This window comes from Streptomyces sp. NPDC006314 (assembly GCF_040613075.1).
Taxonomy (GTDB): domain Bacteria; phylum Actinomycetota; class Actinomycetes; order Streptomycetales; family Streptomycetaceae; genus Streptomyces.
The window spans coordinates 49852-73652 of sequence record NZ_JBEXRL010000002.1 but is presented as its reverse complement, the minus strand read 5'-3'; the positions used below and the strand labels follow the sequence as shown (position 1 = coordinate 73652).

Here is a 23801-nt window from a genome sequence, read left to right as displayed (position 1 = left end):
CTGACAAGCCTGTAGGACTTTTCTCCGGGTTGCCTCCCGTGTGGCGGGTGGGCGGAGCCCCGAGTCGCTCAGCCGGACCTACGGAATCCGATGGTCGGCACGGCCCGCCGCAGCGGCCACGGCCGATCCAGTTCCTCCGGCACCAGCCCCTCGAGAAACGCATACCTACGCAACGCCCTCGGTTCCTGCCCCGGAAGGGACTGCACCCGCCGCCACCACGCCCCGATCTCCGACCACCCCGGCGCGGAGAGCGAGCCCCCGAACTCCTGGACCGACAGCGCCGCCGTAAGCCCCGCGAAGGCCAGCCGGTCAGCCAGCGGCCACCCCGCCAGGGAGCCCGTCACGAAACCGGCGACGAACACATCCCCCGCCCCCGTCGGATCCAGCGCCTCCACGGCGATCGCCGGCACCTCCGCGGCCTCCGCCGTACGCCGGTCCACCGCATAGGCCCCCTCGGAGCCCAGGGTCACCACGGCCACCGGCACATGCTCGGTCAACGCGTGCGCAGCGGCCCGCGGACAGGCGGCACCGGTGTACCGCATCGCCTCCTGCGCGTTGGGCAGGAACGCCTCGCAGTGCTCCAGGTCGGCGAGGCCGGACAGATCCCACGCGCCGGTCTCGTCCCAGCCGACGTCGGCGAAGATCCGGGTGCCCGCGCGGGCGGCCTGCGCGATCCACGGCGCTCTGCGCCCCGGGGTGAGGGAGGCGACGGCCGCGCGTGCCCGGGGCGGGAAGTCCGGCGCCGGCTCCTCCGGGGGCGGCTCGTGCCCGTGGGACACCATCGTGCGCTCGCCCTCGTAGGCCATGGAGACGGTCACCGGGGAGTGCCAGCCGGGCACGGTCCGCGAGGGCGACAGGTCGATGCCCTCCCCCTGGGCGAGCGCGTCCCAGCAGTAGTCGCCGTAGTGGTCGTCGCCGAAGGCCGCGGCGAGGGAGGTCTTCAGACCGAGGCGGGCGAGGGCGGCGGCCATGTTGGCGACGCCGCCGGGGCTGGAGCCCATTCCCCGGGCCCACGACTCGGTGCCGCGCACGGGCGCCGAGTCCAGGCCGGTGAAGATGATGTCGAGGAAGACCGTGCCCGTGAGGTAGACGTCCCAGGGCGGGTCGCCGGGGGCGCGCACCCCGGCGAGCGGGTCGACCTGGGCCTGACGGCGTGCGGCCTGCGTGAGGTGTTCCGGTTCCTCTCCGGCGATCGTGTGCGACGGGGTCACGGTGCGCTCCCTGACATGGTGCGGTTCTGGCCAGTCTGCACCAGGTCACCCACCGGAACCGCCCGCGGCGCCCGTCACCAGCGGGGCATCACCGGTGTCCGCCACGCCGGTTCGCCCGCCCGCATCGCCGCCGCGTCGTCGCGGTCCCGCAGCGAGCCGTCGTCCTCGGCCCACCGCCGGTGCAGCCGGGCCAGTTCGTCCCGGTCGAGTTCGACGCCGAGGCCGGGCGCGTCGGACACCGCGACCCGGCCGTCGGTGAAGGCGAGCCGCTCGGTGAGGACGTCCTCCGACTGCCAGGGGTAGTGGGAGTCGCAGGCGTGGTGCAGGTTCGGCACGGTCGACGCCACATGGGTCATGGCGGCGAGGCTGATGCCGAGGTGGGTGTTGGAGTGCATGGACACCCCGACACCGAAGGCGGCGCAGAGCGCGGCGAGGTGCTGGGTGCTGCGCAGCCCGCCCCAGTAGTGGTGGTCGCAGAGCACGACCTGGACGGCGTCCTTGGTGAACGCCTCCTTGATCTCGCCGAAGGCGGTCACACACATGTTGGTGGCAAGGGGTACGTGCGTGCCCGCGGACACCTGGGCCATGGCGGGCGTGCCCAGCGTCGGGTCCTCCAGGTACTCCAGGACGTCCCCGAGTTCCTTCGCCACCTTCAGCGAGGTCGCGACGGACCAGGCGCCGTTGGGGTCGAGCCGCAGCGGGTGCCCGGGGAAGGCGGCGGCGAGGGCCCGTACGGCGGCGATCTCCTCGTCGGGCGGGAAGACACCGCCCTTGAGCTTGAACGAGCCGAACCCGTGCCGCCGCTGGAACTCCCCTGCCTGCGCGACGATTCCCGCCGGGTCGAGGGCGGCGCCCCACTCGTCCGCCGGGGCCGGAACGCCCGCCGGATGCCGGGCCCACTTGTAGAAGAGGTAGGCGCTGTATTCGACGGCGTCGCGGACCTTGCCGCCGAGCAGCGCGTGCACCGGCAGCCCGAGCGCCCTGCCCTGGGCGTCCAGGCAGGCGACCTCGAAGGCGGACAGCACGGACAGCCGCAGTTTGTCGGCGCTCTGCACCCCGCGCAGCCCGCCCGCGTCCACGGCGCCCCTGACCCGCGACTCGTCCACCTCGAGGTCGATCGCGAAGAGGCCGTTCACATCCGTGACCGACCGGCCGGGGAGTCGCTCGGCCAGCGGGCGGGCCAGCTTCAGGTACCCGGTGTCACCGTACGTCTCACCGAGCCCGGTGATCCCGTCGGCCGTCACGATCTCCACGATCAGCCGGGGCGTGTACGGCTGGTGCACGCCCTGGGTGTTGAGCAGCGGCGGGTCGGCGACCAGGATCGGCGTCAGCCGCACCTCGGTGATGGTCAGGTCACGGGTCACAGGGAGGCTCCTACGAGATCGAGTCCGGCGGTGAGGAGGGCCTTGAGGTCGGCGGGTGAGGGCTCGGCGAGCGGGGCGCGCACCGGGCCGACCCGCTGCCCGCGCAGCCGGGCCGCCGCCTTCACCAGGGACACCGCGTAGCCGGGCGCGCGGTCGCGGAGTTCGACGAAGGGGACGTAGAACGCGCGCAGGCTTGCCGGCGGTCTCGTGGTCGCCGTCCCGGAGCGCGGTGAAGAAGGTGCCGGCGATCTCGGGGGCGAAGGCGTGCACCGCGGAGGAGTAGGCGGGGACGCCGACGGTGGCGTAGGCGCGAGCCTGGATCTCGGCGGTGGCGGCGCCGTTGAAGAAGAGGAAGCCGTCGGGGGCGGCGAGGGTGAGGCGCTGGAGCCGGTCGAGGTCACCGTGGCCGTCCTTGAGGCCGATGACGTTCGGGATGCGGGCGATGCGCCGCAGCGAGCCGGTGGTGTAGGCGACTTGGCCGCGCTGGTAGGCGATCAGCGGAAGCCGGGTGCGGGTGGCGAGCTGCTCCAGCTGTGCGGCGAGGCCGTCCTGCGGGGCGTCGACGAGGTAGTGCGGCAGTACGAGCAGGGCGTCGGCGCCGGCCTCCTCGGCGATCCGCGCGAACCGGGCGGCCTGCGCCCGGCCGTACCCGGTGCCGGCCACGACGGGCACTCTCCCGCACGCTCGAACACCCTCGCCCGGGGGGACTCCCTTGGCCGCCTCCTCGACGGTGATGCCGACGACCGTCCGGTACTCGCCCTCGTCCAGCGAGAAGAACTCGCCGGTGCCGCACGCCGGGAAGACGGCCCCGGGTCCGGCGGCGAGCCGGTCGGCCACGTGGGCGCGGAATCCGTCGGGATCGAGAGAGCCGTCGTCATGCAAGGCGGTGAGCGGGAAGGACAGCACGCCTCGCTTCATTCCCTCCCGCAGTCGCCGCGCCACGCTCCGCGGAGCCGGGTCACCGCCCACTGGACCATCTCCTCTTAAGAACATCGTCCATGTATGAGAACAGAGGCTAGGTACATGGACACGGAGCGTCAATGGGGCCCGCCATCCGGGCAGCGAACTGGACACAAAAAAGAGCCCCACCCCGCACACAGCGGGATGGGGCTCATTCGGAGCGCCGGGCAGGCCTTGCACCTGCATCTCCCCGCAGGAAGCGGGGCGTCTTTCCTTGGACCACCAACGCACGGCCGGTTACCGGGAGTTCCGGCGACCAGGACGTGATCAACTATAGCCCATCCGGGAAACCCCCTCGACCGCGCGCGAGAACCGGACGCCGGAACCCGACACGTGAACCGTCATTGCTACCCCCGCAGTTCACCCGTAAACCGAAGGTGACCCGGATCACGCCCCCCGATCTTCTTCCGGAACCGCGTGCTTGATACAACTTGCTCGCGCGTTGTTGTCCGTCGACGGTCGTCGCCCCTCATCCCTCTTTCGAGCCGCTCCTTCCGCCTGCCCTGGGAACGCCCGTGTCCGCCCCCCGCACTCTGCCCTGGCCCCTCGTCGCCCTTTTCACGGCCGGATATCTCGCCCCCTACCTGCTGCCGACCACCGTCGGCAGACTCGACAGCGGGCTTCCACTCACCGCCACCGAGGCCGGGGCCATCGGCAGTGCCCTCCTGCTGAGTTCGGCGACGGCGGGCTTCCTGCTCGCCACCCGGGTGGACCGGATCGGCCCCCGCACGCTCGCCCGCGCCGGCGTCACGCTCGCCTTCCTCGGGTACGGCGGTGCCGCCCTCACCGGGTCCGTACCGGCCGTCGTCGCGGGCGCGCTCGCCGGCGGCTTCGGCTCGGGTACGGTCACGGCGGTCGCCGCGAGCGGCATCGCGGCCATGGGGGTGCCCCCTGCCCGAACGAAGGCGAGAACTGGGGGGAGCGACCCGCACCGCGTCACCACGCTCGGCCTGCTCGGTGTCTCCGCCCTCGCGGGCGTCCTCTATCTGACGATCCCCCACCTCGGCCACGGTCATGGGCTCCCCCTGGCCGCCATCGCGCTGACCGCGCTCGCCGTCTGGCCCCTCACCGGGGGCCTGCCCGCCCGTACGGCACCGGCCCGCACGCCCGCCGGGTACGGCCGTCCGCCCCACCCCCGCGCCGGCCTGCCGCTCGCCGCCGCCATGCTCTGCTGGTCCCTCGCCCAGAACTCCCTGTGGGGCGTCAGCGGCCGCATCGGCCTCACCCAGGCCCATCTCTCCGAGGTCACCGTCTGCGCGGTCTTCGCGGCCGCGCTCGGCGCCGGGCTGCTCGGGGTGCTGGGCGCGGGCGCGCTCGGCCCGCGGCTGGGCCGGGCGGTACCCATCGGCGCCGGTACGGCGCTCATCGCCGGCTGCATCGCGCTCAGCGCGTCGGCGACGGACCTCACGGCCTTCGCCGCGGGCGAGATCTCCTGGAACCTGCTCTACCCGGTCGTGCTGTCGTACGTCATCGGCCTCGCCGCCTCCCTGGACCCCCGGGGCCGCTGGGCGGTCCTGGTCGGCTCGGCGTCGTCCCTGGGCACCGCGGCGGGCCCGCTGACCGGGAGTGTGCTGGCGGGGTGGGCGGGGTTCCCGGCGATGGGCCTGCTCCTCGGCGCCGGGCTGCTCGTGATCGCCGTGCCGCTGACGGCGGTGGCCCTGCGCACGGGCACGCGTCCCCTGCCGGTCGTGGAACTCCCGCTGGAGACGCCCGTGGCCGCCCGGCAGGACTACGACACCGCTTCCCCGAACTCGTACGCGTCCACCTCGGCGAGGTAACGGGCCCGGCGCTCCTCGTCGTCCTCCAGGAAAGAGGCGAGGAAGGAGTTGCGGGCCAGCTCGCGCAGGCGGTCCTCCCCGAGGCCCAGCGTCGAGCGCACCGCCTCGAAGTTGTCGCCCGCGTACCCGCCGAAGTACGCCGGGTCGTCGGAGTTCACCGTGCACAGCAGGCCGGCGTCGAGCATGGCCGGCAGCGGGTGGTCGGCCAATGTGTCCACGGTGCGCAGCCGGACGTTGGACAGCGGGCACAGGGTGAGCGGGACGCGGTCCCGGACCAGCCGCTCGACCAGCGCGGGGTCCTCCACGCAGCGCAGGCCGTGGTCCACGCGCTCCACGCCGAGCACGTCCAGCGCCTCGGTGATGTACTCCGGCGGCCCCTCCTCACCGGCGTGCGCGACGCGGCGCAGCCCGAGCGCGGCGGCGGCCTCGTACACCTCCCGGAACTTCACCGGCGGATGCCCGACCTCGGCGGAGTCCAGACCGACCCCGGTGATCCGGTCCAGAAACGGCTCGGCGGCCTGGAGGGTCTCCAGTGCCGACTCGGCCGACTCGTCGCGCAGGAAGCAGAGGATGAGCCTGGTGGAGATCCCGTGGTTCTCCTCGCTGCGGCCGAGCGCCCGCCACAGGCCCTCCACGACCGTGCCCATGGACACGCCCCGGGCCAGGTGGGCCTGCGGGTCGAAGAAGATCTCCGCGTGCCGCACACCCTGCGCGGCGGCCCGGGCGAGGTAGGCGTCCGCCAGGTCCGCGAAGTCCTGCTCGGTGCGCAGCACGGCCATCAGCTCGTAGTACAGGTCCAGGAAGGACTGGAGGTCCTCGAACCGGTACGCCTCGCGCAGCGCGTCCGTGTCGGCATAGGGCAGCTCGACGCGGTTGCGGGCGGCCAGCTCGAACGCCAGCTCGGGCTCCAGGGTGCCTTCGATGTGGAGGTGCAGTTCTGCTTTCGGGAGGGGCATCAACGCATCGTACGGCCCCTCACCTGCGGTTTCACCTGCGCTTGGGGACCGGCACTCTCTGTAGGTCGTGCGCCACGGTCAGCTCCCCCTCGAACCCGGCCGCCCGCGCCTGCCGCTCGAACTCGTCGGGGGCGGAGTAGCGCTGGCTGAAGTGGGTGAGGACCAGGTGCCGCACGCCCGCGTCCCGGGCCACCGAGGCCGCCTGACCCGCCGTCAGGTGGCCGTGGTCCAGCGCCAGTTCGGCGTCCTCGTCGAGGAAGGTGGACTCGATGACGAGCAGGTCGCAGCCCTCGGCGAGGGCGTGCACGCCCTCGCACAGCCGGGTGTCCATGACGAACGCGAACCGCTGCCCGCGCCGTACCTCGCTGACGTCCTCCAGCGTGACGTCCCCGAGCCGGCCCTCGCGCTGGAGGAGGCCCACGTCCGGACCCTTGATCCCGTGCGCGGCCAGGCGGTCCGGCAGCATCCGGCGGCCGTCGGGTTCGATCAGGCGGTAGCCGTAGGACTCGACCGGGTGGGACAGCTTGCGGGCTTCCAGGGTGTACGAGGGGGTCACCGCCAGGATGCCGTCGGCGGCGACCGGGGCCTCGCTGAGCCGGACGGTCTCCCGGTAGGCGGTCGCGTACCGCAGCCGGTCGAAGAAGCGCTGCCCGGAGCGCGGGTAGTGCGCGGTGACCTCGTGCGGCACCTGGTCGAGGTTGATCCGCTGGATGACCCCGGCGAGGCCGAGGGAGTGGTCGCCGTGGAAGTGCGTGACGCAGAGCCGGTTGAGGTCGTGCGCGGCGACCCCGGCGCGCAGCATCTGCCGCTGCGTGCCCTCGCCGGGGTCGAACAGGATGCCCTCGCCGTCCCACCTCAGCAGGTAGCCGTTGTGGTTGCGGTGCCGGGTCGGGACCTGGCTGGCGGTACCGAGGACCACCAGTTCACGGACGGACATCGCGACTTATCCGGGGGGCCATTCGAGGCCACGGCCACCGAGGACGTGGGCGTGGGCGTGCCAGACGGTCTGGCCGGCGCCGCTGCCCGTGTTGAAGACGATGCGGTAGCTGTCCAGCTTCTCCTCGTCGGCGACGGCCTGGGTCTCGGCGAGGACGTCGGCGGCGATCTGCGGGGCACCCGCGGCGAGTTTGGCCGCGTTCTCGTAGTGGGCCTTGGGAATCACCAGGACGTGGGTGGGGGCCTGGGGGTTTATGTCCCGGAAGGCGATGGTCGTCTCGGTCTCACGGACGATCGTCGCCGGGATGTGGCCCGCGACGATCTTGCAGAACAGGCAGTCGTTCTGCGGTTCCCCTGCCATGCGCGTGCGCTCGCTTTCGCCGGTGATCAGTACGGGTGCATGTTAGTCGTTCGGCTGCGGGTCGTCGGTGGCTTGTCGCGCCCATGCGGCGGAAGCCGCATACCGACACGGCCCCGCGCCCCTCAGGCCGGCATGCTCGGCGGTGTCTTCGCGGGAGCCGACTCCAGTTTCTCCAGCGCGAGGGCGATCGCCGCGTCCAGTTGGGCGTCTCTGCCCTCCGCCCAGTCCTGCGGCCTCTGTACGACCTCCACGTCCGGTTCCACGCCGTGGTTCTCGACGTCCCAGCCGTGGCCCTCCAGCCAGATCGCGTACTTGGGCTGGGTGACGAGGGTGCCGTCGACCAGGTGGTAGCGGCTGTCGATGCCGATGACGCCGCCCCAGGTGCGGGTGCCGACGACCGGGCCGATACCGAGTGCCTTGATGGCCGCGTTGACGATGTCGCCGTCGGAGCCGGAGAACTCGTTGGCGACGGCGACGACGGGCCCGCGGGGCGCGTCGAGCGGGTAGCTGGTGGGGCGCATGCCGCGCGCGAGGTCCCAGCCGATGATCCGGCGGGCCAGCTTCTCGACCACGAGCTGGGAGGTGTGGCCGCCGCGGTTCTCGCGGACGTCGACCACAAGTCCCTCCCGGGCGACTTCCACGCGCAGGTCGCGGTGGATCTGCGCCCAGCCGGGGGCCTGCATGTCGGGGACGTGGAGGTAGCCGAGCCGGCCGGCGGAGGCCGCGTGGACGTGGGCCCGGCGGTCGGCGACCCAGGCGTGGTAGCGCAGCGGTTCCTCGTCGGCGACGGGGACGACGACCGTGTGGCGCGGCTCGCCGCCGCCCGCCGGGGAGACGGTCAGCTCGACGGGGTGGCCGGCCGTGCCGACGAGGAGCGGGCCGGGGCCGGTCACCGGGTCGACCGGTTGCCCGGCGACGGCGATGATCGCGTCGCCGGGGCGTACGGCGACGCCGGGCGCGGCGAGCGGGGAGCGGGCGTCCGGGTCGGAGGTCTCCGCGGGCAGGATGCGGTCGATGCGCCAACCGCCGTCCTCGTGCCGGGAGATGTCGGCGCCGAGCAGGCCGTGCCGGGCGCCGCCGCCGCGGCCCCCGCGCGGGCTGACGTAGGCGTGCGAGGTGCCGAGTTCGCCCTGCACCTCCCACAGCAGGTCGACCAGGTCGCTGTGGGTGGCGAGCCGGGCCAGCAGCGGCCGGTAGCGGCCGAGGACGCCGTCCCAGTCGACGCCGCCGAGGTCGGGACGCCAGAAGTGGTCGCGCATGAGGCGGCCGGTCTCGTCGTACATCTGCCGCCATTCGGCGGCCGGGTCGACGGTCTGCCGGACCCGGGCGAGGTCGACGGTGACGCCGCCGTCGCCGTCGTCGGTGCCGGTACGGCGGTCGCTGGGGACCACCCGGAGCCGGCCGTCGCTCCACAGCAGGACGCGTTTGCCGTCACCGCTGACCTCGAAGTGGTCGGCGTCGGAGGCCAGATGCTCCAGGCGGCGCTCGGCCAGGTCGTAGCGCTCCAGCTCGGTGTGCGGGTCGGGATCCTCGGGGTGGGCTCGGGAGGCGCCGAGGACGCCGTGCACGGGGTGGCGCAGCCAGAGGACACCGTCCTTGGCGGCGCGCAGGGTGGAGTAGCGGCCGGCCTCGACCGGGAAGGGCACGATCCGGTCGGCGAGGCCTTCGAGGTCGATGCGGGTGGCGGGAGTGCCCTCGCTGTCGGGGGTCTCGTCCTTGTCAGGGGTCTCGAACGGGCGGCCGTGCCGCTGCGGACCGAACGGGGACGGGGTGATGGCGGCCAGCGTGATCAGGTGCGGTCGGGCACCGACCACGAACGCGAGGTCGAAGACGTGCTCGTCGTAGACCGGGTCGAAGGCGCGGTTGGAGAGGAAGGCGAGGTGTTTTCCGTCGAGGGTGAAGGCGGGCGCGTAGTCCTGGAAGCGCAGCGGGGTCGCCTCGGTGACCGACAGGTCGGTGGTGTGGGCGATCCGCAGCTGGGACAGCGGACGCGGGCCGGGGTGGGCCCAGGCCAGCCAGGCGGAGTCGGGTGAGAAGGCGAGGCCGGAGACCTCGCCGTCGTCGCTGCGGTCGACCTCGCGGACCTCGCCGGTCTCCCGCTCGACGAGCAGCAGCCGCCCGTCGTGCGCGGCGACGGCGGCCCGGCTGCCGTCGGGTGACACGGCCAGCTCCAGGACCCGGCCGAGCCGTCCGGCGGCGAGCCGGCGGGGCGGGGCGCCGGGCACGGTGCCGGTCGCGGGGGCGAACTCCAGGGCGTCGTCACCCTCCGCGTCCGTCACCCACACCACCCACTCCTCGCCCTCGGCGCGGAAGGTGCGGGGCATCCGGGCGCGGACGCCGGGGGTGGCGGCGAGGGCGCGGGCGGGACCGGAGCGGTGGGTGACCCAGTGGACACCGCCCCGCACGCAGACGGCGCTGCCCCGGGCGGTGTGGTCCGGGGAGGCTTCCCCGACCCAGTGGGAGGCGTGGACCGGATACGGCCGCAGGTCCGTCCGGGGTCCGCCGAGCCGTACCTCCAGCCGGCGTGGCTCGGCCCCGTCAAGGTCGTCCAGCAACCAGAGTTCGCCGGCGCGGCTGTAGACGACCCGGCTGCCGTCTCCTGCCGCGTGCCGGGCGTAGAACACTCCCCCGCTCCCGGCTTCGCCCGAGCGGGAGGTGCCCCCATGTGGCGTGTGCCGGCGCAGGTCGGAGCCGTCGGGGAGGGAGGAGTACAGCGCGCCGGTGCCCTCGTGGTCGGAGAGGAACGCGATCCGGTCCCCCACCCACACCGGGCACTCGATGTTCCCGTCGATCTCCTCGTGCAGCCGCACGAACTCGCCGCTGCCGTCGCGGTCGATCCACAACTTGCCCGCCGTGCCGCCCCGGTAGCGCTTCCAGTGGGCGGCCTCGCGGCCCATCGGCGCGGACAGCAGTACGGTGGCCGGCCCGAACGCCACATCGCCGACGGGCCCGTAGGGGAGGGTCTCGGCCGGTCCGCCGTCCAGCGGGACGGCGTGTGCCCAGCTGTGGCGGAAGCTGGGCCGGCCCTGCGCGCCGAGCGCGAGCACCCGCCCGTCCGTCGTCCAGCCACGCACCTCGGTACGGCTGTTGCCCCAGTACGTCAGCCGCTCGGCGGGGCCCCCGTCGACGGGGGCGACATGCACCTCGGGCGCGCCGTCCCGGGTGGAGGTCCAGGCGAGGTACCGCCCGTCCGGCGATATCCGGGGCAGGGTCACCGGCATGTTGTCGGCGCTGACCCGCCAGGCGCGGCCGCCGTCGAGGGGCGCGAGCCAGACGTCGTCCTCGGCGACGAACGTCACCAAGTCACCGTGCAGATGGGGAAACCGAAGATAGGCGGATGGTTCCGTGGTTCCCGTCGAAGCGCCCTGAGTCACCCCGTCACTGTACGCAGCGGCCGGTGTGCCCCGCTCCCGGTTCCGATCACTTGCCCTCGACGGGCCAGCAGGTGGGATCGCCCGTGCACCAGACGGTCCGGGTGACGGTGACCGTCACGGCCGGCCGCGGCTGCCCTCCGGTGGGCGGGCGGTACGTCGGCCCGGGGGTGGCGTCGCAGTCGCCGAGTCCGCCCACGTGGAACACCTGTCTGCCGCCGACCTCGGCGGTCAGGTCCCCGCGCACGCAGGCACCGCCGACGGCCTTGGTCACCTTGCCGGTGACGGTGATCTTCCGCCCGTCCTCGGTCTCACCACGGCAGTCGACGGAGACGACGGTGGTCTCGGTCGGCGAGGGCGACTTCCCGGACGGGTGACCGCCCTTGCCGTAGCTGCCGGTGCAGGTGAGCCAACTCACGTCCACGTGCCGCCGTTGCAGCTCGTCGGTCGCGGTCTTGTCGGTGGTGTACGCGACCGTGGCGGAACTCAGCCCGCCCGGATCACAGGCCACCACCGCGCCTCCGGCCAGCACCACGAGCCCCGCCACGGCCGCGACCCGTACGGGTCGCGGCCGATGCCGAATCAGCTTCCATGCCCCCATGGAGGGCAGCGTGCCACCGGCCGGGCCCCGGCGGTAGGGCACAAGCGGCCACTCACCCGTTCAGGGCACCCGGCCCGGCGCCGTCTTTTCTGCCCCGGCCCGACCCTGCCCGGTAAACGCAGGCTCAGGCGGCTCGTCGTGGCGGGACGGGACCGTCTTCCGGTGGAGGATCGGCGCCCGCACGCGGACGGAGAGTCCTGCCGAAGGCGCTCGCGCCGTACCGGGACGGGGTCGAGACGCGGCTCGTCTTCCGGGGAGTCGCCGCCGGCGGGCACCGGTGTTGCGGACTTGTCGCCGACGACCGCGGATACGAGGTCGACCTGCACCAACCCGGTTCCTGCGGGCGTTCGGCGGCGGATCCCGCGCCGTGGGCCGGCGCCGGGTGAGGTGGACGGCTGGGAGCCGCTGCCCGCCGTCGCGGTCAGCCGCGCAGCAGCAGCCACTCCTGGAGTTCGACCAGGTTGCCCTCAGGGTCCTTGAGGTGGGCCACACGCATGCGCTCGGCCATGGGGGCCGGTCCGTGCAGCAGGGTGGCACCCCGGGAGGTGATCTCCGCGCAGTAGGCGTCGAGGTCGTCCACGCGCAGCACGACCAGGGAGCGGTGGCCGGTGGCTGTCTCGTCCAGCTCCTGCAGGACCTCGGCCATCATTACCCGGTCCTGCAGCGCGATCCCCGCGGATCCGGCATGCGGGCTGAACTTCTCGTACGGCCCCTCGGTCGCGCCGGACTGCGGCTTGAGGCCGAGGACGTCGGCGTAGAAGCGGTAGCAGGCGGCGAAGTCGGTTACCAGGAGCCGGACTTGGGCGAGTTCCACGGTGTCCCCCAGGTGGTGTCAGGACCAGCGGCCGGTGCGGCCCAGCAGCAGGGCCGCGGCGGCGGTGCCGGCGGTCGATGTGCGCAACACGGTAGGACCGAGGACGTACGGCTTCGCACCCGCCCCCGCGAAAAGCGCCAACTCCTCCGGGGAGACTCCGCCTTCGGGACCGACGACCAGCACGATCTCGCCGTGGGCGGGCAGTTCGGCGGTGGCGAGCCGCTCCTCGCCGCTCTCGTGGAGGACGGCCGCGAAGTCCGCCTTGGCCAGAAGTGCGCCAACCTGCTTGGTCGTCGCGGCGTCCGCGACCTCGGGGAAGCGGACCCGGCGGGACTGCTTGCCGGCCTCGCGGGCGGTGGCCCGCCACTTGCCGAGGGCCTTCAGCCCGCGGTCGCCCTTCCACTGGGTGATGCAGCGGGACGCCTGCCAGGGCACGACGGCGTCGACACCGACCTCGGTCATCATCTCCACCGCCAGCTCGCCGCGGTCGCCCTTGGGCAGGGCCTGGACGACGGTGATCCGCGGGGTGGCCGGGGGCTCCTCGTGGACGGACTCCAGGTCCATGACCACCAGCCGGTCCTTGCCCTCGGCCGCCTTGACGACGCCCTCGGCCCAGCGGCCGCGCCCGTCGGTGAGGACCACGTCCTCGCCCGGCCGCAGCCGCTTCACGGACACGGCGTGCCGCCCCTCGGGGCCGTCGAGCACGAACTCCCGGCCGACGCGGTCGAGTCGGTCCACGACGAAGACGGGCGCGGTCATCGCCGGTCACCTCCGGGCCCGGCGAGGTCCGACAACGCTGTCCGTGCCTCGGCGAGTTCGGCCCTCAGCACCTCCACCAGCCGGCCGGCCGGCAGCTCCCGGGCCAGCCGGTGGCCCTGGCCCGCCCACAGGGCCATGCCCTGCGCGTCCCCGGCCTTGGCGGCGGCCTTGCGCAGCGGGGAGGTGAGGTGGTGGATCTCCGGGTAGGCGGCAGGGGCGTACGGGCCGTGCTCGCGCAGGAAGCGGTTGACCAGTCCGCGCGCCGGGCGGCCGGAGAAGGCGCGGGTCAGCTCGGTACGGGCGAACAGGGGGTCGGTCAGCGCCCGCTTGTGCAGGGCGTGGGCCCCCGACTCGGGGGCGGCGAGGAAGGCGGTGCCCAGCTGGGCCGCGCTCGCGCCCGCCGCGAGGGCGGCGGCGATCTGGCCGCCGCGCATGATGCCGCCGGCGGCGACGACCGGGATGCTCACGGCCTCGCGGATCTGCGCGATCAGCGACAGCAGTCCGATGCCGCAGCCGTCGTTCTCGGGGATGTCCCGGTGTGTTCCCTGGTGGCCGCCGGCCTCCACGCCCTGCGCGATCACCGCGTCCGCCCCGGCCCGCTCGACCGCTCGGGCCTCCTCGGCGGTGGTGGCGGTGACCAGTGTGAACGTTCCGGCCCGGCGCAGCGAGTCCAGCGCCTCCCGGCCCGGCACGCCGAAGTGGAAGGAGACCACCGGCACCGGGTTGTCGAGGAGGACGGCGAGCTTGGCGTCGTAGCCGTCGTCCCGGCCGCTGTCCGGGTCACCCAGCTCGGTCTCGTACCAGGCGGCCTCCCCGGCCAGCTGGTGCGCGTACACCTCCACGGCACCGGACTCGGGGTACTCGGGCTGCGGCACGAACACGTTCACGCCGAAGGGGCGGCTCGTGAGCCCCCGCAGCTGCTTGATCTCCTGGTACATGCCGTCGGCGGTCTTGTATCCGGCGGCGAGGAACCCGAGACCACCGGCCTCGGAGACGGCGGCGGCGAGCTGCGGGACGGAGACACCGCCCGCCATGGGGGCCTGCACGATCGGGTGAGGGACGAGATCGGTCAGCGCGGAGGACATGACCGCATGTTGTCACGTCCTCCGAACAACACCGAATCGGGCCTTCCCCTTGGCACATGCCACTTCTCACCCGCCCGAGCCGGGGCGCACGGGCCGCTTCCCGGCCGACCGAGCCGGTGGTGGGCAGGGGCCCGGGGGGCGGAGCCCCTGGAGGGGTCCCAGGGGCGGAGCCCCTTGCCCTCACCGCCCGTTGAACGCGTCCTTCAGCCGCGAGAACAGTCCCTGCTGACCCGGCTGAAACTGCCCCTGCGGCCGCTCCTCACCCCTCAGCTTCGCCAGCTCCCGCAGCAACCGCTCCTGCTCGGGGTCCAGCTTGCTCGGAGTCTGCACCTCGACGTGGACGATCAGATCACCCCGGCCGCCGCCCCGCAGATGCGTGACGCCACGGCCGTGCAGCGGGATCGACTGACCGGACTGGGTGCCGGGCCGGATGTCGACCTCCTCCACCCCGTCCAGCGTCTCCAGCGGCACCTTCGTACCGAGCGCCGCCGCGGTCATCGGGATCGTGACCGTGCAGTGCAGATCGTCGCCGCGCCGCTGGAAGGTGTGGTGCGGCAGCTCGTGGATCTCGACGTACAGGTCACCGGCCGGACCGCCGCCCGGCCCGACCTCGCCCTCACCGGCGAGCTGGATCCGTGTGCCGTTGTCGACACCGGCCGGGATCTTCACGGTGAGGGTGCGCCGCGACCGTACGCGACCGTCGCCGGCGCACTCCGGGCACGGTGTCGGCACCACGGTTCCGAAGCCCTGGCACTGGGGGCAGGGCCGCGAGGTCATGACCTGGCCCAGGAAGGACCGGGTGACCTGCGACACCTCACCCCGGCCGCGGCACATGTCACACGTCTGGGCGGACGTGCCCGGAGCCGCGCCCTCACCGTTGCAGGTGTTGCAGACGACCGCGGTGTCGACCTGGATGTCCTTGGTCGTACCGAAGGCGGCCTCGTCCAGCTCGATCTCGATGCGGATCATCGCGTCCTGGCCGCGCCGGGTGCGCGAGCGCGGCCCGCGCTGCGACGCCGTACCGAAGAACGCGTCCATGATGTCGGAGAAGTTGCCGAAGCCACCGGCCCCGAAACCGCCCGCACCGGCGCCGCCCGACTGGGAGAGCGGGTCGCCGCCGAGGTCGTAGACCTGCTTCTTCTGCGGGTCCGACAGCACCTCGTAGGCGGCGTTGATCTCCTTGAACCGCTCCTGGGTCTTCGGATCGGGATTGACGTCCGGGTGCAGCTCGCGCGCGAGCCGGCGGAACGCCTTCTTGATCTCATCCTGCGACGCGTCGCGGCGCACGCCGAGAACGGCGTAGTAGTCCGTGGCCACTTACGACTCCGCCAGGATCTGTCCGACGTACCGTGCCACTGCGCGTACCGCTCCCATCGTTCCCGGGTAGTCCATGCGGGTCGGTCCGACCACGCCGAGCTTGGCAACCGCCTCGCCGCCCGAACCGTAACCGACCGACACCACGGAGGTGGAGTTGAGTCCTGCATGGGCGTTCTCGTGGCCGATGCGCACGGTCACGCCCGGATCCTTCGCCTCGCCGAGGAGCTTGAGGAGCACGACGTGCTCCTCAAGGGCCTCCAGGACGGGCCGGATCGTGAGAGGGAAGTCATGCCCGAAGCGGGTGAGATTGGCGGTGCCGCCGATCATCAGCCGCTCCTCGTTCTCCTCGACGAGTGTCTCCAGGAGGGTGGAGAGCACCATGGAGACCGTACCGCGGTCCTCGGCTTCGAAGGCCTCCGGGAGGTCCTCGACCAGCCGCGGCACGTCGGTGAACCGGCGGCCCGCGACGCGGCTGTTCAGCCGTGCCCGCAGATCCGCCAGCGAGGCCTCGCCGAACGGCGCGGGACAGTCGACCATCCGCTGCTCGACCCGGCCGGTGTCCGTGATCAGCACGAGCATCACGCGCGCGGGAGCGAGCGAGAGCAGCTCCACGTGCCGGACGGTGGACCGGGTCAGCGACGGATACTGCACGACGGCCACCTGCCGGGTCAGCTGCGCGAGCAGCCGCACCGTGCGCGCCACGACGTCGTCGAGGTCGACGGCGCCCTCCAGGAAGCTCTGGATCGCCCGCCGCTCGGGCGCGGTCATCGGCTTGACGCCCGCGAGCTTGTCCACGAACAGGCGGTAGCCCTTGTCGGTGGGAATGCGCCCGGCACTGGTGTGCGGCTGGGCGATGTACCCCTCGTCCTCCAGGGCCGCCATGTCGTTGCGGACGGTCGCCGGGGAGACACCGAGGTTGTGCCGCTCGGTGAGCGCCTTGGAACCCACCGGCTCCTCGGTGCCCACATAGTCCTGGACGATGGCGCGCAGCACCTGAAGCCTGCGTTCACTCAGCATTCGCGCGCACCTCCAGCACGTCGTCCCCTCGTCCCTTCGGGTCGTCCGCCTGGCACTCTTCCCATGCGAGTGCCAGCGTTCCCCGGCCCAGTGTACGGCTGTCAGGTACGCACTGGGCAAGGCCGGTCCGGTCCCGGCTCGTACCGCTAGCGTCGCGGTATGACGGTGACTTGGGAAGAGCTGGGCTGGGAACGGCTGGCCGCCGGCGTCGGGCGGTGCCGGCTGCCCGGCTGGGACTGCACGGTGGGCCTGGTCCTCGGCGAGGGTACGGCGCTGATGGTCGACGCCGGGTCGAGTCCGGCCGAAGGGGCTCGGCTGCGGGCCCGGGCCGAGGAGCTGTCCGGCGGGCGTGTGACCCATCTCGCGCTCACCCACCCGCACTTCGACCATGTCTTCGGCATGGCCGCGTACGCCGGGACCGAGGTGTACGCGGCGGTGGGCATCGACACGGTGTTCGCGTACGCACGCGAGGAGCTGCGTCTGGACGCGATCCGCAACGGGCTGCCGGTGGCCGACGCGGACGAGGCGGTGGACGCGCTGAGCCCCCCTCGGCACCTGGTCTCCGGCGAGTGGACCCTCGACCTCGGCGGCGGCCGCCAGGCCCTGCTGGCCAACGTGGGACCCGGGCACACCGCCCACGACCTTGCCGTCCTGGTCCCCGGCTCCCCCGAGGTGGTCTTCTGCGGCGACCTGGTCGAGGAGTCCGGCGAGCCCCAGGCGGGCCCGGACGCGGTCCCGTCCCGCTGGCCGGACGCGCTGGACCGGCTGCTGGCGCTGGGCGGCGAGGACGCGCTGTACGTGCCCGGGCACGGGGCGGCGGTGGACGCGGGGTTCGTACGACGGCAGCGCGACGAGCTGGCCACGCGTTTCGGCGTGTCGTGAGCCTTGGTGTGCGGCTTCTCCTATCGTCATCCGAATGCGCCAGTACTCCGCCGACCTGACTCCGCCGTGGAAGAAGCCGAAGCCGGTCCCGGAGGTACCGGCCGAGCCGGGGCTGGTGGTGGAGGAGCCCGGCACCGGATTCTGCGGTGCGGTGATCCGCTGCGAGGCGGGCACGGTGACCCTGGAGGACCGCTTCGGCAAGCATCGGGTGTTCCCGATGGAGCCGCGCGGCTTCCTGCTGGAGGGCAGGGCCGTGACCCTCGTACGTCCGTCCTCGGGTCCCGTGCGCCCCACCCGTACGGCATCCGGTTCGGTGGCCGTCCCCGGCGCACGCGCGCGTGTCGCCCGTGCCGGACGCATCTACGTCGAGGGCCGGCACGACGCCGAACTGGTCGAGAAGGTGTGGGGTGACGACCTGCGCATCGAGGGCGTGGTCGTGGAGTACCTGGAGGGCGTGGACGACCTGCCGTCGATCGTGGCGGAGTTCGGGCCGGGGCCGGACGCGCGGCTGGGGGTGCTCGTGGACCACCTGGTGCCGGGCACGAAGGAGTGGCGCATCGCGGAGTCGGTGACGAGTGAGCACGCGCTGGTGGTGGGCCACCCGTACATCGACATCTGGGAGGCGGTGAAGCCGTCGTCCGTGGGGATTCCCGGCTGGCCGCGGGTGCCGCGCGGGCAGGACTGGAAGACGGGGGTGTGCCGGGCGCTGGGGTGGCCGGAGAACACGGGGGCGGCCTGGCAGGGGATTCTGGGGCGGGTGCGGTCCTACAAGGATCTGGAGCCGGAGTTGCTGGGGCGGGTGGAGGAACTGATCGACTTCGTCACGGACAGTGGTGGGGTCTGACGCCGGGGAAGGTTCCGACGTCACTGGTGCCCGGCTCGAGTCCCGGAACAGCGGTCATCCCCGTGGCCTCCGCATCCTCCGCGTCCTGTGGGCGGCAGCCTACGAACCGGGTCGGGGAGCGAGCCGGCGTTCCGCCCCGACGCACCCGCCGGGGTGATCAGTCCACCAGATCCCGCACCACCGCGTCCGCCAGCAACCGCCCCCGCAGCGTCAGCACCGCGCGCCCCTCCTCGTACGGACCGGGCTCCAGCAGGCCGTCCGCCAGCGCCCGCCGGGAAGCCGCGAGCCCCTCCTCCTTCAGCAGTGACAGCAAAACGCCCTCCCGCAGCCGCAGCTCCAGCAGGACCCGCTCCACCCGGCGGTCCTCGTCCGGGAGGATCTCCCGGCCCGCACCCGGGGACCGCCCCGAGGCCAGCGCCGCCGCATACGCCCCCGGATGCTTCACGTTCCACCAGCGCACCCCGCCCACATGGCTGTGCGCGCCCGGTCCCGCGCCCCACCAGTCGGCGCCCCGCCAGTACAGCTCGTTGTGCAGGCAGCGGGCCGCCTCGGACGTGGCCCAGTTCGACACCTCGTACCAGGCGAAGCCCGCCGCCGACAGCCGCTCCTCGGCGATCAGGTAGCGGTCGGCGTGGACGTCGTCGTCGGTCATCGGGACCTCGCCCCGGCGAACGCGGCGGGCGAGCTGCGTGCCCTCCTCGACGATCAGGGCGTAGGCGCTGACGTGGTCGGGTCCGGCGCCGATCGCCGCGTCCAGGGACGCCCGCCAGTCGTCGTCGCTCTCCCCCGGCGTGCCGTAGATCAGGTCGAGGTTGACGTGCCCGAAGCCGGCCGCCCGCGCCTCCGCCACGCACGCCTCGGGGCGGCCCGGGGTGTGCGTGCGGTCCAGCACCTTCAGCACATGCTGCTTCGCGCTCTGCATGCCGAAGGAGATCCGGTTGAAGCCGCCCTCGCGCAGAGCGGAGAGGTAGGCCGGGCCCACCGACTCCGGGTTCGCCTCCGTAGTGATCTCCGCGTCCGGCGCCAGCCCGAACTCGTCGCGGATCGCGCCCAGCATCCGTACGAGATCGCCCGCGGCCAGCAGCGTCGGCGTGCCGCCGCCGACGAAGACCGTGCGGACCTCGCGCGGGTCGTCGCCGAGCACCTTGCGGGCCAGGCGGATCTCGTCGATCAGTGTGTCCGCGTAGTTGTCCCGGGACGCGAGCACCCCACCCGTGCCGCGCAGCTCGGTCGCGGTGTAGGTGTTGAAGTCGCAGTAGCCGCAGCGGGACGCGCAGTACGGGACGTGCAGGTAGAACCCGAGGGGGCGGTCGGCGGCCCCGGCGAGCGCGGCGGCGGGCAGCGCGCCGTCGGCGGGGACGGGCTCGCCGTCGGGGAGTGCGGAAGGCATGTCCCCCATTGTCCCGTACGGCGACGGTTACCCGGCCTGCAGCACCAGCAGGGCCAGGTCGTCCTCCGGGAGACCGCCGCCGAAGTCGTGCACCATGCGGCGGATCCTTTCCGCGATCAGCTCGGCGTTCAGGCCCGCGCAGCCGGACAGGGCCCGCGCGAGCCCGTCGCCGTCGTCGAACTGGCGGGAGCCGGAGCGGCGCTCGGTCACCCCGTCGGTGACGCACAGCAGCGTGTCGCCGGGCCGCAGGTCGAGGGTCTCGCTGGTGTAGGTCTCGTCCTCGACCACGCCGAGCAGGGTCTGCGGGCGGGCGGCGGTGCGCACGGTGCCGTCGGGGCTGAGGACGAGCGGCAGCGGGTGCCCGGCGGAGGCGAGCGTGCAGCGGACACCGCCGTCGTGCGGGACCAGCTCGCCGTAGAGCAGGGACAGGAAGCGGGTCTGCGGGCCGTCCCCGGTCACCACGGGCCGGCCGCCGGCGGCGACCAGGGCGCGGGCGGCGGCGTCGGCGGCCTCGGTGGCGTCGTCCAGCAGGAGCTGGTTGAGGCGGTCGAGGACGTCGGCCACGCGGTAGCCCTCGCGGGCGAGGAGGCGCAGCCAGGGGCGGGCGAGGCCGATCACCACCGCCGCCTCGGGGCCCTTGCCCTGGACGTCGCCCACGGCGAAGCACCAGCGGCCGTCGCCGGCCGGGAACAGGTCGTAGAAGTCGCCGCTGGGGCCGCCCTTGTCGCAGGGCTCGTGGACGAGCGCGCTGTGCACGCCGGGGATCTCGGCGACCGCGCCGGGCAGCAGGCCGCGCTGCAGGACGGCGCTGATGGTGGCCTGGCGGGCGTACTGGCGGGCCGCGCCGATGGCGAGGGCGACCCGCCGGGCGAGATCCTCGACGAGCCCGGTGACCTCGTCGGGGAAACGGGTCAGCCCGCACCGGCCGATGACCAGGGTGCCGAGCGGCCGGCCGCCCGCGATCAGCCGGTACGCGAGCGCCGTGCCGTGAGCGCCCTGCTCACCGAGCGCGTCGCCGGGCCAGGGGTACGGCTCGGGGCCGGAGCGCAGCCCATCCCGCGGGCACGGCGGCTCCTTCTCCAGGGCGCACCGCAGTTCCTCGATACGGGCCTCGCTGGCGTGCCAGACCCGGGCCGGGCCGCCGCCCGTGCCGCCGCGCACGGTCGCCTCGTCCTCCAGCCACACCGCGCACCAGTCGGCGAGCCGGGGCACGATCAGCTGACCGGTGAGGGCGGCGACCAGGGTCTCGTCCAGCTGTCCGGCGAGCAGGTCGGAGGCCTCGGCGAGGAAGGACAGGGCCCCCCGGCCGAGCCAGTCCCGGTCGCCGTCGGCGCGGTGCGGCTGCGGGGCCAGGTCCTCGGCGACCCCCAGGGCCGGGCGCGGGGCGGGTCCGTCCGCGGTCTCGCTGCCGCCCGGAGGCAGCCGCGCCCACACCGTCTTGGCGCCGGTGCGGTAGGTGACGCCCCAGGACTCCGCGAGGGTGGCGACCAGCCGCAGTCCGCGCCCGTACTCGGCCGTCTCGTACGGCGCGTCGCCGCCGACGGGATCGCGCGGGGCGCGGGAGGGGTGCCGGTCGCACACCTCCACGACGAACGCCCCGGTCTCCTCCAGGCGCCAGTCGACCTCCAGGCCGGTACCGGCGTGCACGACGGCGTTGGTGACCAGTTCGCTGACGACGGCCGTGGCGTCGTCGGCGAGCCGGGCGGACACCCCGGGCGCCTCGGCCAGCGCCGCCCGTACCAGCGCGCGGGCCGACCCCGGTGCGAGAGGATTCCCGGGCAGCGTGGCCCGCCCCCGCACCTCACGGTCCGGGGCCTCGCTCTCGCGCTGCGTCGGTATGGCCGCCATGTCCATGCGGCCAGGGTGACAGACCGGGTGCATCCATGAGCGCTGAGTCACCCAAGCGGGCAGCAATGGCTGAGAACCGTGCTGCGGCTGCGCCAGAAGACGCCTATTTTCGAGCGGGGCTGAGCGCAATGTGCTGCGGGGCGCGGGACCGCGTCCCTGTGCGGCCGCGCCGCACGGGCGCGACAGGCCGCGGACGCGGCCGCCGGCGCCCCCGCCACTCCGCGAGACCTCGCTAGGCCTCCCGGGTCCCCGCGTACATCTCATCGATGAGGTGCTTGTACTCCCGCTCCACCACCGGCCGCTTCAGCTTCAGGCTCGGCGTGATCTCGCCGTGTTCCACGTCGAGGTCACGCGGCAGCAGCCGGAACTTCTTGATGGTCTGCCAGCGCTGGAGACCGGCGTTGAGCTGCTGGACGTAGCCGCCGACCAGCTCGACCGTCTGCGGGGCCGCGACGATCTCGGCGTACGACTTGCCCGCCAGGCCGTTGTCCTTCGCCCAGTCCTGGATCGCTAGTTCGTCCAGGGCGATGAGGGCGGTGCAGTAGTTCCGGTCGGCACCGTGCACGAGGATGTTGGAGACGTACGGGCACACCGCCTTGAACTGCCCCTCGACCTCGGCGGGGGCGACGTACTTGCCGCCGGAGGTCTTGATGAGGTCCTTCTTGCGGTCGGTGATGCGCAGATAGCCGTCGGGCGACAGCTCGCCGATGTCGCCGGTGTGGAACCAGCCGTCGGACTCCAGTACCTCGGCGGTCTTCTCGGGCAGCTTGTGGTAGCCCTCCATGATGCCGGGGCCCCGCAGCAGGATCTCGCCGTCGTCGGCGATGCGGACCTCGGTGCCGGGCAGCGGCTTGCCGACCGTGCCGGTGCGGTAGGCCTCGCCGGGGTTGACGAAGGAGGCCGCGGAGGACTCGGTGAGGCCGTAGCCCTCCAGGATGTGGATGCCGGCGCCGGCGAAGAAGTAGCCGATCTCCGGGGCGAGCGCGGAGGCGCCCGAGACGCAGGCGCGCAGCCGGCCGCCGAAGGCCTCGCGGAGCTTGCCGTAGACGAGCGTGTCGGCGACCTTGTGCTTGGCGGCGAGGCCGAAGGGCACGGCGGCGGTGCCGGTGCGCCGGAAGTTGTCCTGGCTGACCTTGGCGTACTCGCGGGCGACCTCGGCGGCCCACTGGAAGATCTTGTACTTGGCCCCGCCGCCCTCGCGGGCCTTGGCCACGACGCCGTTGTACACCTTCTCGAAGATCCGCGGCACGGCCGCCATGTATGTCGGCTGCACCACCGGAAGGTTCGTGATGATCTTGTCGACGCGTCCGTCGACGGCGGTGACGTGCCCGACCTCGATCTGGCCGGAGGTGAGCACCTTGCCGAAGACGTGGGCGAGCGGCAGCCACAGGTACTGGACGTCCTCGCCGCTGATCAGGCCGGTCGCGGTGATCGCCTTCGCCAGATACGCCCAGTTGTCGTGCGGCAGGCGCACGCCCTTGGGGCGGCCGGTGGTCCCGGAGGTGTAGATGAGGGTGGCGAGCTGGTCCTTGGTGATCGCGCCGACCCGCTCCTTGATCAGCTGCGGGTGCTTCTCCAGGTAGGCGGCGCCGCGCTGCTCCAGCTCGGCGAGGCTGATCACCCAGTCGTTCGTCTCGACACCGGCCGGGTCGATGACGACGACCTTGGTCAGGTCGGGCAGTTCTGCGCGCTTCTCGACCGCCTTGGCGACCTGGGCCGCGTCCTCGGCGATCAGCACCCGGCTCTCGGAGTCGGAGAGGATGAAGGCCGACTCGTCGGCGTTGGTCTGCGGGTAGATGGTGGTCGTGGCGCCACCGGCACACATGATGCCGAGGTCGGCGAGGATCCATTCGACGCGGGTCGAGGACGCGAGTGAGACCCGCTGCTCCGGCTGGAGGCCCAGCTCGATGAGCCCGGCCGCGATCGCGTACACCCGGTCGGCCGCCTGCGCCCAGCTGAGCGACTTCCAGTCGTCGGGGCCCTGACCGGAGACCGGCGGGACCGGGTAGCGGTAGGCCTCGGCGTCCGGTGTGGCCGCCACGCGCTCCAGGAAGAGGGCCGCCACGGAGGGCGAACGGTTCTCGATCAAAGTCTGTGTGTCGCTCACGACATCCTCCGGGGCCCGCGGCAGCGCGGCTGACTCGGTGCGGCTGGGTTAACTCACAGTGGGGGTTTCAGCTGTTGTTTAACTCGCGAGTAACTATCGAGCAGGGATCAGAGTAAGCCGCGACCGGCCGCTGCGTAAGGGGCCTCGGCCTGTCACTTTCCACGCAGAGCGACACTACGCACGCGTAGGGGCCCGCCGCA

General features: G+C 73.0%; 18 protein-coding genes and 1 pseudogene. 3 read left to right on the top strand and 16 right to left on the bottom strand.

All coding sequences use genetic code 11. The features are described from left to right. Window positions 1-68: 68 nt before the first annotated feature. The 3 genes and pseudogenes from ABZ079_RS03430 to ABZ079_RS03420 all read right to left on the bottom strand — a co-directional run bounded on the left by ABZ079_RS03430 (window position 69) and on the right by ABZ079_RS03420 (window position 3568). The gene (locus ABZ079_RS03430) at window positions 69-1193 is read right to left on the bottom strand and encodes a PfkB family carbohydrate kinase (RefSeq protein WP_356938111.1); all 1125 of its coding nucleotides are present in this window, start codon (window positions 1191-1193) and stop codon (window positions 69-71) included. A gap of 92 nt (window positions 1194-1285) precedes the next feature. After that, window positions 1286-2575 carry a glucarate dehydratase family protein gene (locus ABZ079_RS03425; RefSeq protein WP_356937711.1) on the bottom strand — a complete coding sequence of 430 codons (1290 nt, stop codon included), beginning with the start codon at window positions 2573-2575 and terminating at the stop codon, window positions 1286-1288. Then, window positions 2572-3568 (bottom strand): annotated as a pseudogene (locus ABZ079_RS03420) (5-dehydro-4-deoxyglucarate dehydratase). Before ABZ079_RS03420 ends, ABZ079_RS03425 begins: the two are co-directional and overlap by 4 nt. 482 nt (window positions 3569-4050) lie before the next feature. On the opposite strand from ABZ079_RS03420, the gene ABZ079_RS03415 reads away from it, so the two are divergent. Further along, window positions 4051-5313, top strand: a complete 1263-nt coding sequence (locus ABZ079_RS03415) for an MFS transporter (protein WP_356937710.1) — start codon at window positions 4051-4053, stop codon at window positions 5311-5313. On the opposite strand, the gene ABZ079_RS03410 is transcribed toward ABZ079_RS03415, so the two are convergent. From ABZ079_RS03410 to hrcA, 10 genes are all read right to left on the bottom strand, one after another. Further along, the gene (locus ABZ079_RS03410) at window positions 5265-6269 is read right to left on the bottom strand and encodes an adenosine deaminase (RefSeq protein ID WP_356937709.1); all 1005 of its coding nucleotides are present in this window, start codon (window positions 6267-6269) and stop codon (window positions 5265-5267) included. The genes ABZ079_RS03415 and ABZ079_RS03410 overlap by 49 nt on opposite strands. Window positions 6270-6300: 31 nt before the next feature. Continuing rightward, on the bottom strand, window positions 6301-7206 hold the full coding sequence (locus tag ABZ079_RS03405) for a ribonuclease Z (protein ID WP_356937708.1): 906 nt from the start codon (window positions 7204-7206) through the stop codon (window positions 6301-6303). A 6-nt stretch (window positions 7207-7212) separates the two neighbouring features. Further along, the gene (locus ABZ079_RS03400) at window positions 7213-7566 is read right to left on the bottom strand and encodes a histidine triad nucleotide-binding protein (RefSeq protein WP_356937707.1); all 354 of its coding nucleotides are present in this window, start codon (window positions 7564-7566) and stop codon (window positions 7213-7215) included. 122 nt (window positions 7567-7688) lie between these two features. Continuing rightward, window positions 7689-10868: a PDZ domain-containing protein gene (locus ABZ079_RS03395; RefSeq protein WP_356938110.1), complete on the bottom strand. Its 3180-nt coding sequence runs from the start codon at window positions 10866-10868 to the stop codon at window positions 7689-7691. A gap of 118 nt (window positions 10869-10986) precedes the next feature. Next, the gene (locus ABZ079_RS03390) at window positions 10987-11538 is read right to left on the bottom strand and encodes a hypothetical protein (RefSeq protein ID WP_356937706.1); all 552 of its coding nucleotides are present in this window, start codon (window positions 11536-11538) and stop codon (window positions 10987-10989) included. A 421-nt stretch (window positions 11539-11959) separates the two neighbouring features. Further along, window positions 11960-12352, bottom strand: a complete 393-nt coding sequence (locus tag ABZ079_RS03385) for a VOC family protein (protein WP_356937705.1) — start codon at window positions 12350-12352, stop codon at window positions 11960-11962. 18 nt (window positions 12353-12370) lie between these two features. Next, window positions 12371-13111 carry a 16S rRNA (uracil(1498)-N(3))-methyltransferase gene (locus tag ABZ079_RS03380; protein ID WP_356937704.1) on the bottom strand — a complete coding sequence of 247 codons (741 nt, stop codon included), beginning with the start codon at window positions 13109-13111 and terminating at the stop codon, window positions 12371-12373. Continuing rightward, entirely contained in the window at window positions 13108-14196 is a 1089-nt protein-coding gene (locus ABZ079_RS03375; protein ID WP_356937703.1) for a nitronate monooxygenase, read from the bottom strand. Before ABZ079_RS03375 ends, ABZ079_RS03380 begins: the two co-directional genes overlap by 4 nt. Window positions 14197-14376: 180 nt before the next feature. Further along, window positions 14377-15513 carry a molecular chaperone DnaJ gene (gene dnaJ / locus ABZ079_RS03370; RefSeq protein WP_356937702.1) on the bottom strand — a complete coding sequence of 379 codons (1137 nt, stop codon included), beginning with the start codon at window positions 15511-15513 and terminating at the stop codon, window positions 14377-14379. Continuing rightward, window positions 15514-16530, bottom strand: a complete 1017-nt coding sequence (gene hrcA, locus ABZ079_RS03365; RefSeq protein WP_356937701.1) for a heat-inducible transcriptional repressor HrcA — start codon at window positions 16528-16530, stop codon at window positions 15514-15516. Window positions 16531-16689: 159 nt separating this feature from the next. Between hrcA and ABZ079_RS03360 the strand changes: the two genes are divergently transcribed. After that, the gene (locus ABZ079_RS03360; protein ID WP_356937700.1) at window positions 16690-17412 is read left to right on the top strand and encodes an MBL fold metallo-hydrolase; all 723 of its coding nucleotides are present in this window, start codon (window positions 16690-16692) and stop codon (window positions 17410-17412) included. A gap of 34 nt (window positions 17413-17446) precedes the next feature. Further along, window positions 17447-18256, top strand: a complete 810-nt coding sequence (locus tag ABZ079_RS03355; protein WP_356937699.1) for a DUF3097 domain-containing protein — start codon at window positions 17447-17449, stop codon at window positions 18254-18256. Window positions 18257-18413: 157 nt separating this feature from the next. Here the strand turns inward: ABZ079_RS03355 and hemW are convergent, their stop codons facing one another. The 3 genes from hemW to ABZ079_RS03340 form a co-directional block, all read right to left on the bottom strand. After that, a complete protein-coding gene (gene hemW, locus ABZ079_RS03350; protein WP_356937698.1) occupies window positions 18414-19646 on the bottom strand; it encodes a radical SAM family heme chaperone HemW in 1233 nt (410 codons plus the stop codon). A 27-nt stretch (window positions 19647-19673) separates the two neighbouring features. Next, on the bottom strand, window positions 19674-21494 hold the full coding sequence (locus ABZ079_RS03345; protein ID WP_356938109.1) for a SpoIIE family protein phosphatase: 1821 nt from the start codon (window positions 21492-21494) through the stop codon (window positions 19674-19676). Window positions 21495-21726: 232 nt separating this feature from the next. Further along, on the bottom strand, window positions 21727-23601 hold the full coding sequence (locus tag ABZ079_RS03340; protein ID WP_356937697.1) for an AMP-dependent synthetase/ligase: 1875 nt from the start codon (window positions 23599-23601) through the stop codon (window positions 21727-21729). Window positions 23602-23801: the final 200 nt, after the last annotated feature.

Bases quoted from the DNA above. Each gene is read 5' to 3' on its own strand.
- ABZ079_RS03410 (WP_356937709.1), bottom strand. From the start codon at position 6,269: ATGCCCCTCCCGAAAGCAGAACTGCACCTCCACATCGAAGGCACCCTG.
- hrcA (WP_356937701.1), bottom strand. From the start codon at position 16,530: ATGCTGAGTGAACGCAGGCTTCAGGTGCTGCGCGCCATCGTCCAGGAC.
- ABZ079_RS03360 (WP_356937700.1), top strand. From the start codon at position 16,690: ATGACGGTGACTTGGGAAGAGCTGGGCTGGGAACGGCTGGCCGCCGGC.
- ABZ079_RS03390 (WP_356937706.1), bottom strand. From the start codon at position 11,538: ATGGGGGCATGGAAGCTGATTCGGCATCGGCCGCGACCCGTACGGGTC.
- ABZ079_RS03380 (WP_356937704.1), bottom strand. From the start codon at position 13,111: ATGACCGCGCCCGTCTTCGTCGTGGACCGACTCGACCGCGTCGGCCGG.
- hemW (WP_356937698.1), bottom strand. From the start codon at position 19,646: ATGCCTTCCGCACTCCCCGACGGCGAGCCCGTCCCCGCCGACGGCGCG.
- ABZ079_RS03345 (WP_356938109.1), bottom strand. From the start codon at position 21,494: ATGGCGGCCATACCGACGCAGCGCGAGAGCGAGGCCCCGGACCGTGAG.
- ABZ079_RS03405 (WP_356937708.1), bottom strand. From the start codon at position 7,206: ATGTCCGTCCGTGAACTGGTGGTCCTCGGTACCGCCAGCCAGGTCCCG.
- ABZ079_RS03375 (WP_356937703.1), bottom strand. From the start codon at position 14,196: ATGTCCTCCGCGCTGACCGATCTCGTCCCTCACCCGATCGTGCAGGCC.
- ABZ079_RS03400 (WP_356937707.1), bottom strand. From the start codon at position 7,566: ATGGCAGGGGAACCGCAGAACGACTGCCTGTTCTGCAAGATCGTCGCG.
- ABZ079_RS03355 (WP_356937699.1), top strand. From the start codon at position 17,447: ATGCGCCAGTACTCCGCCGACCTGACTCCGCCGTGGAAGAAGCCGAAG.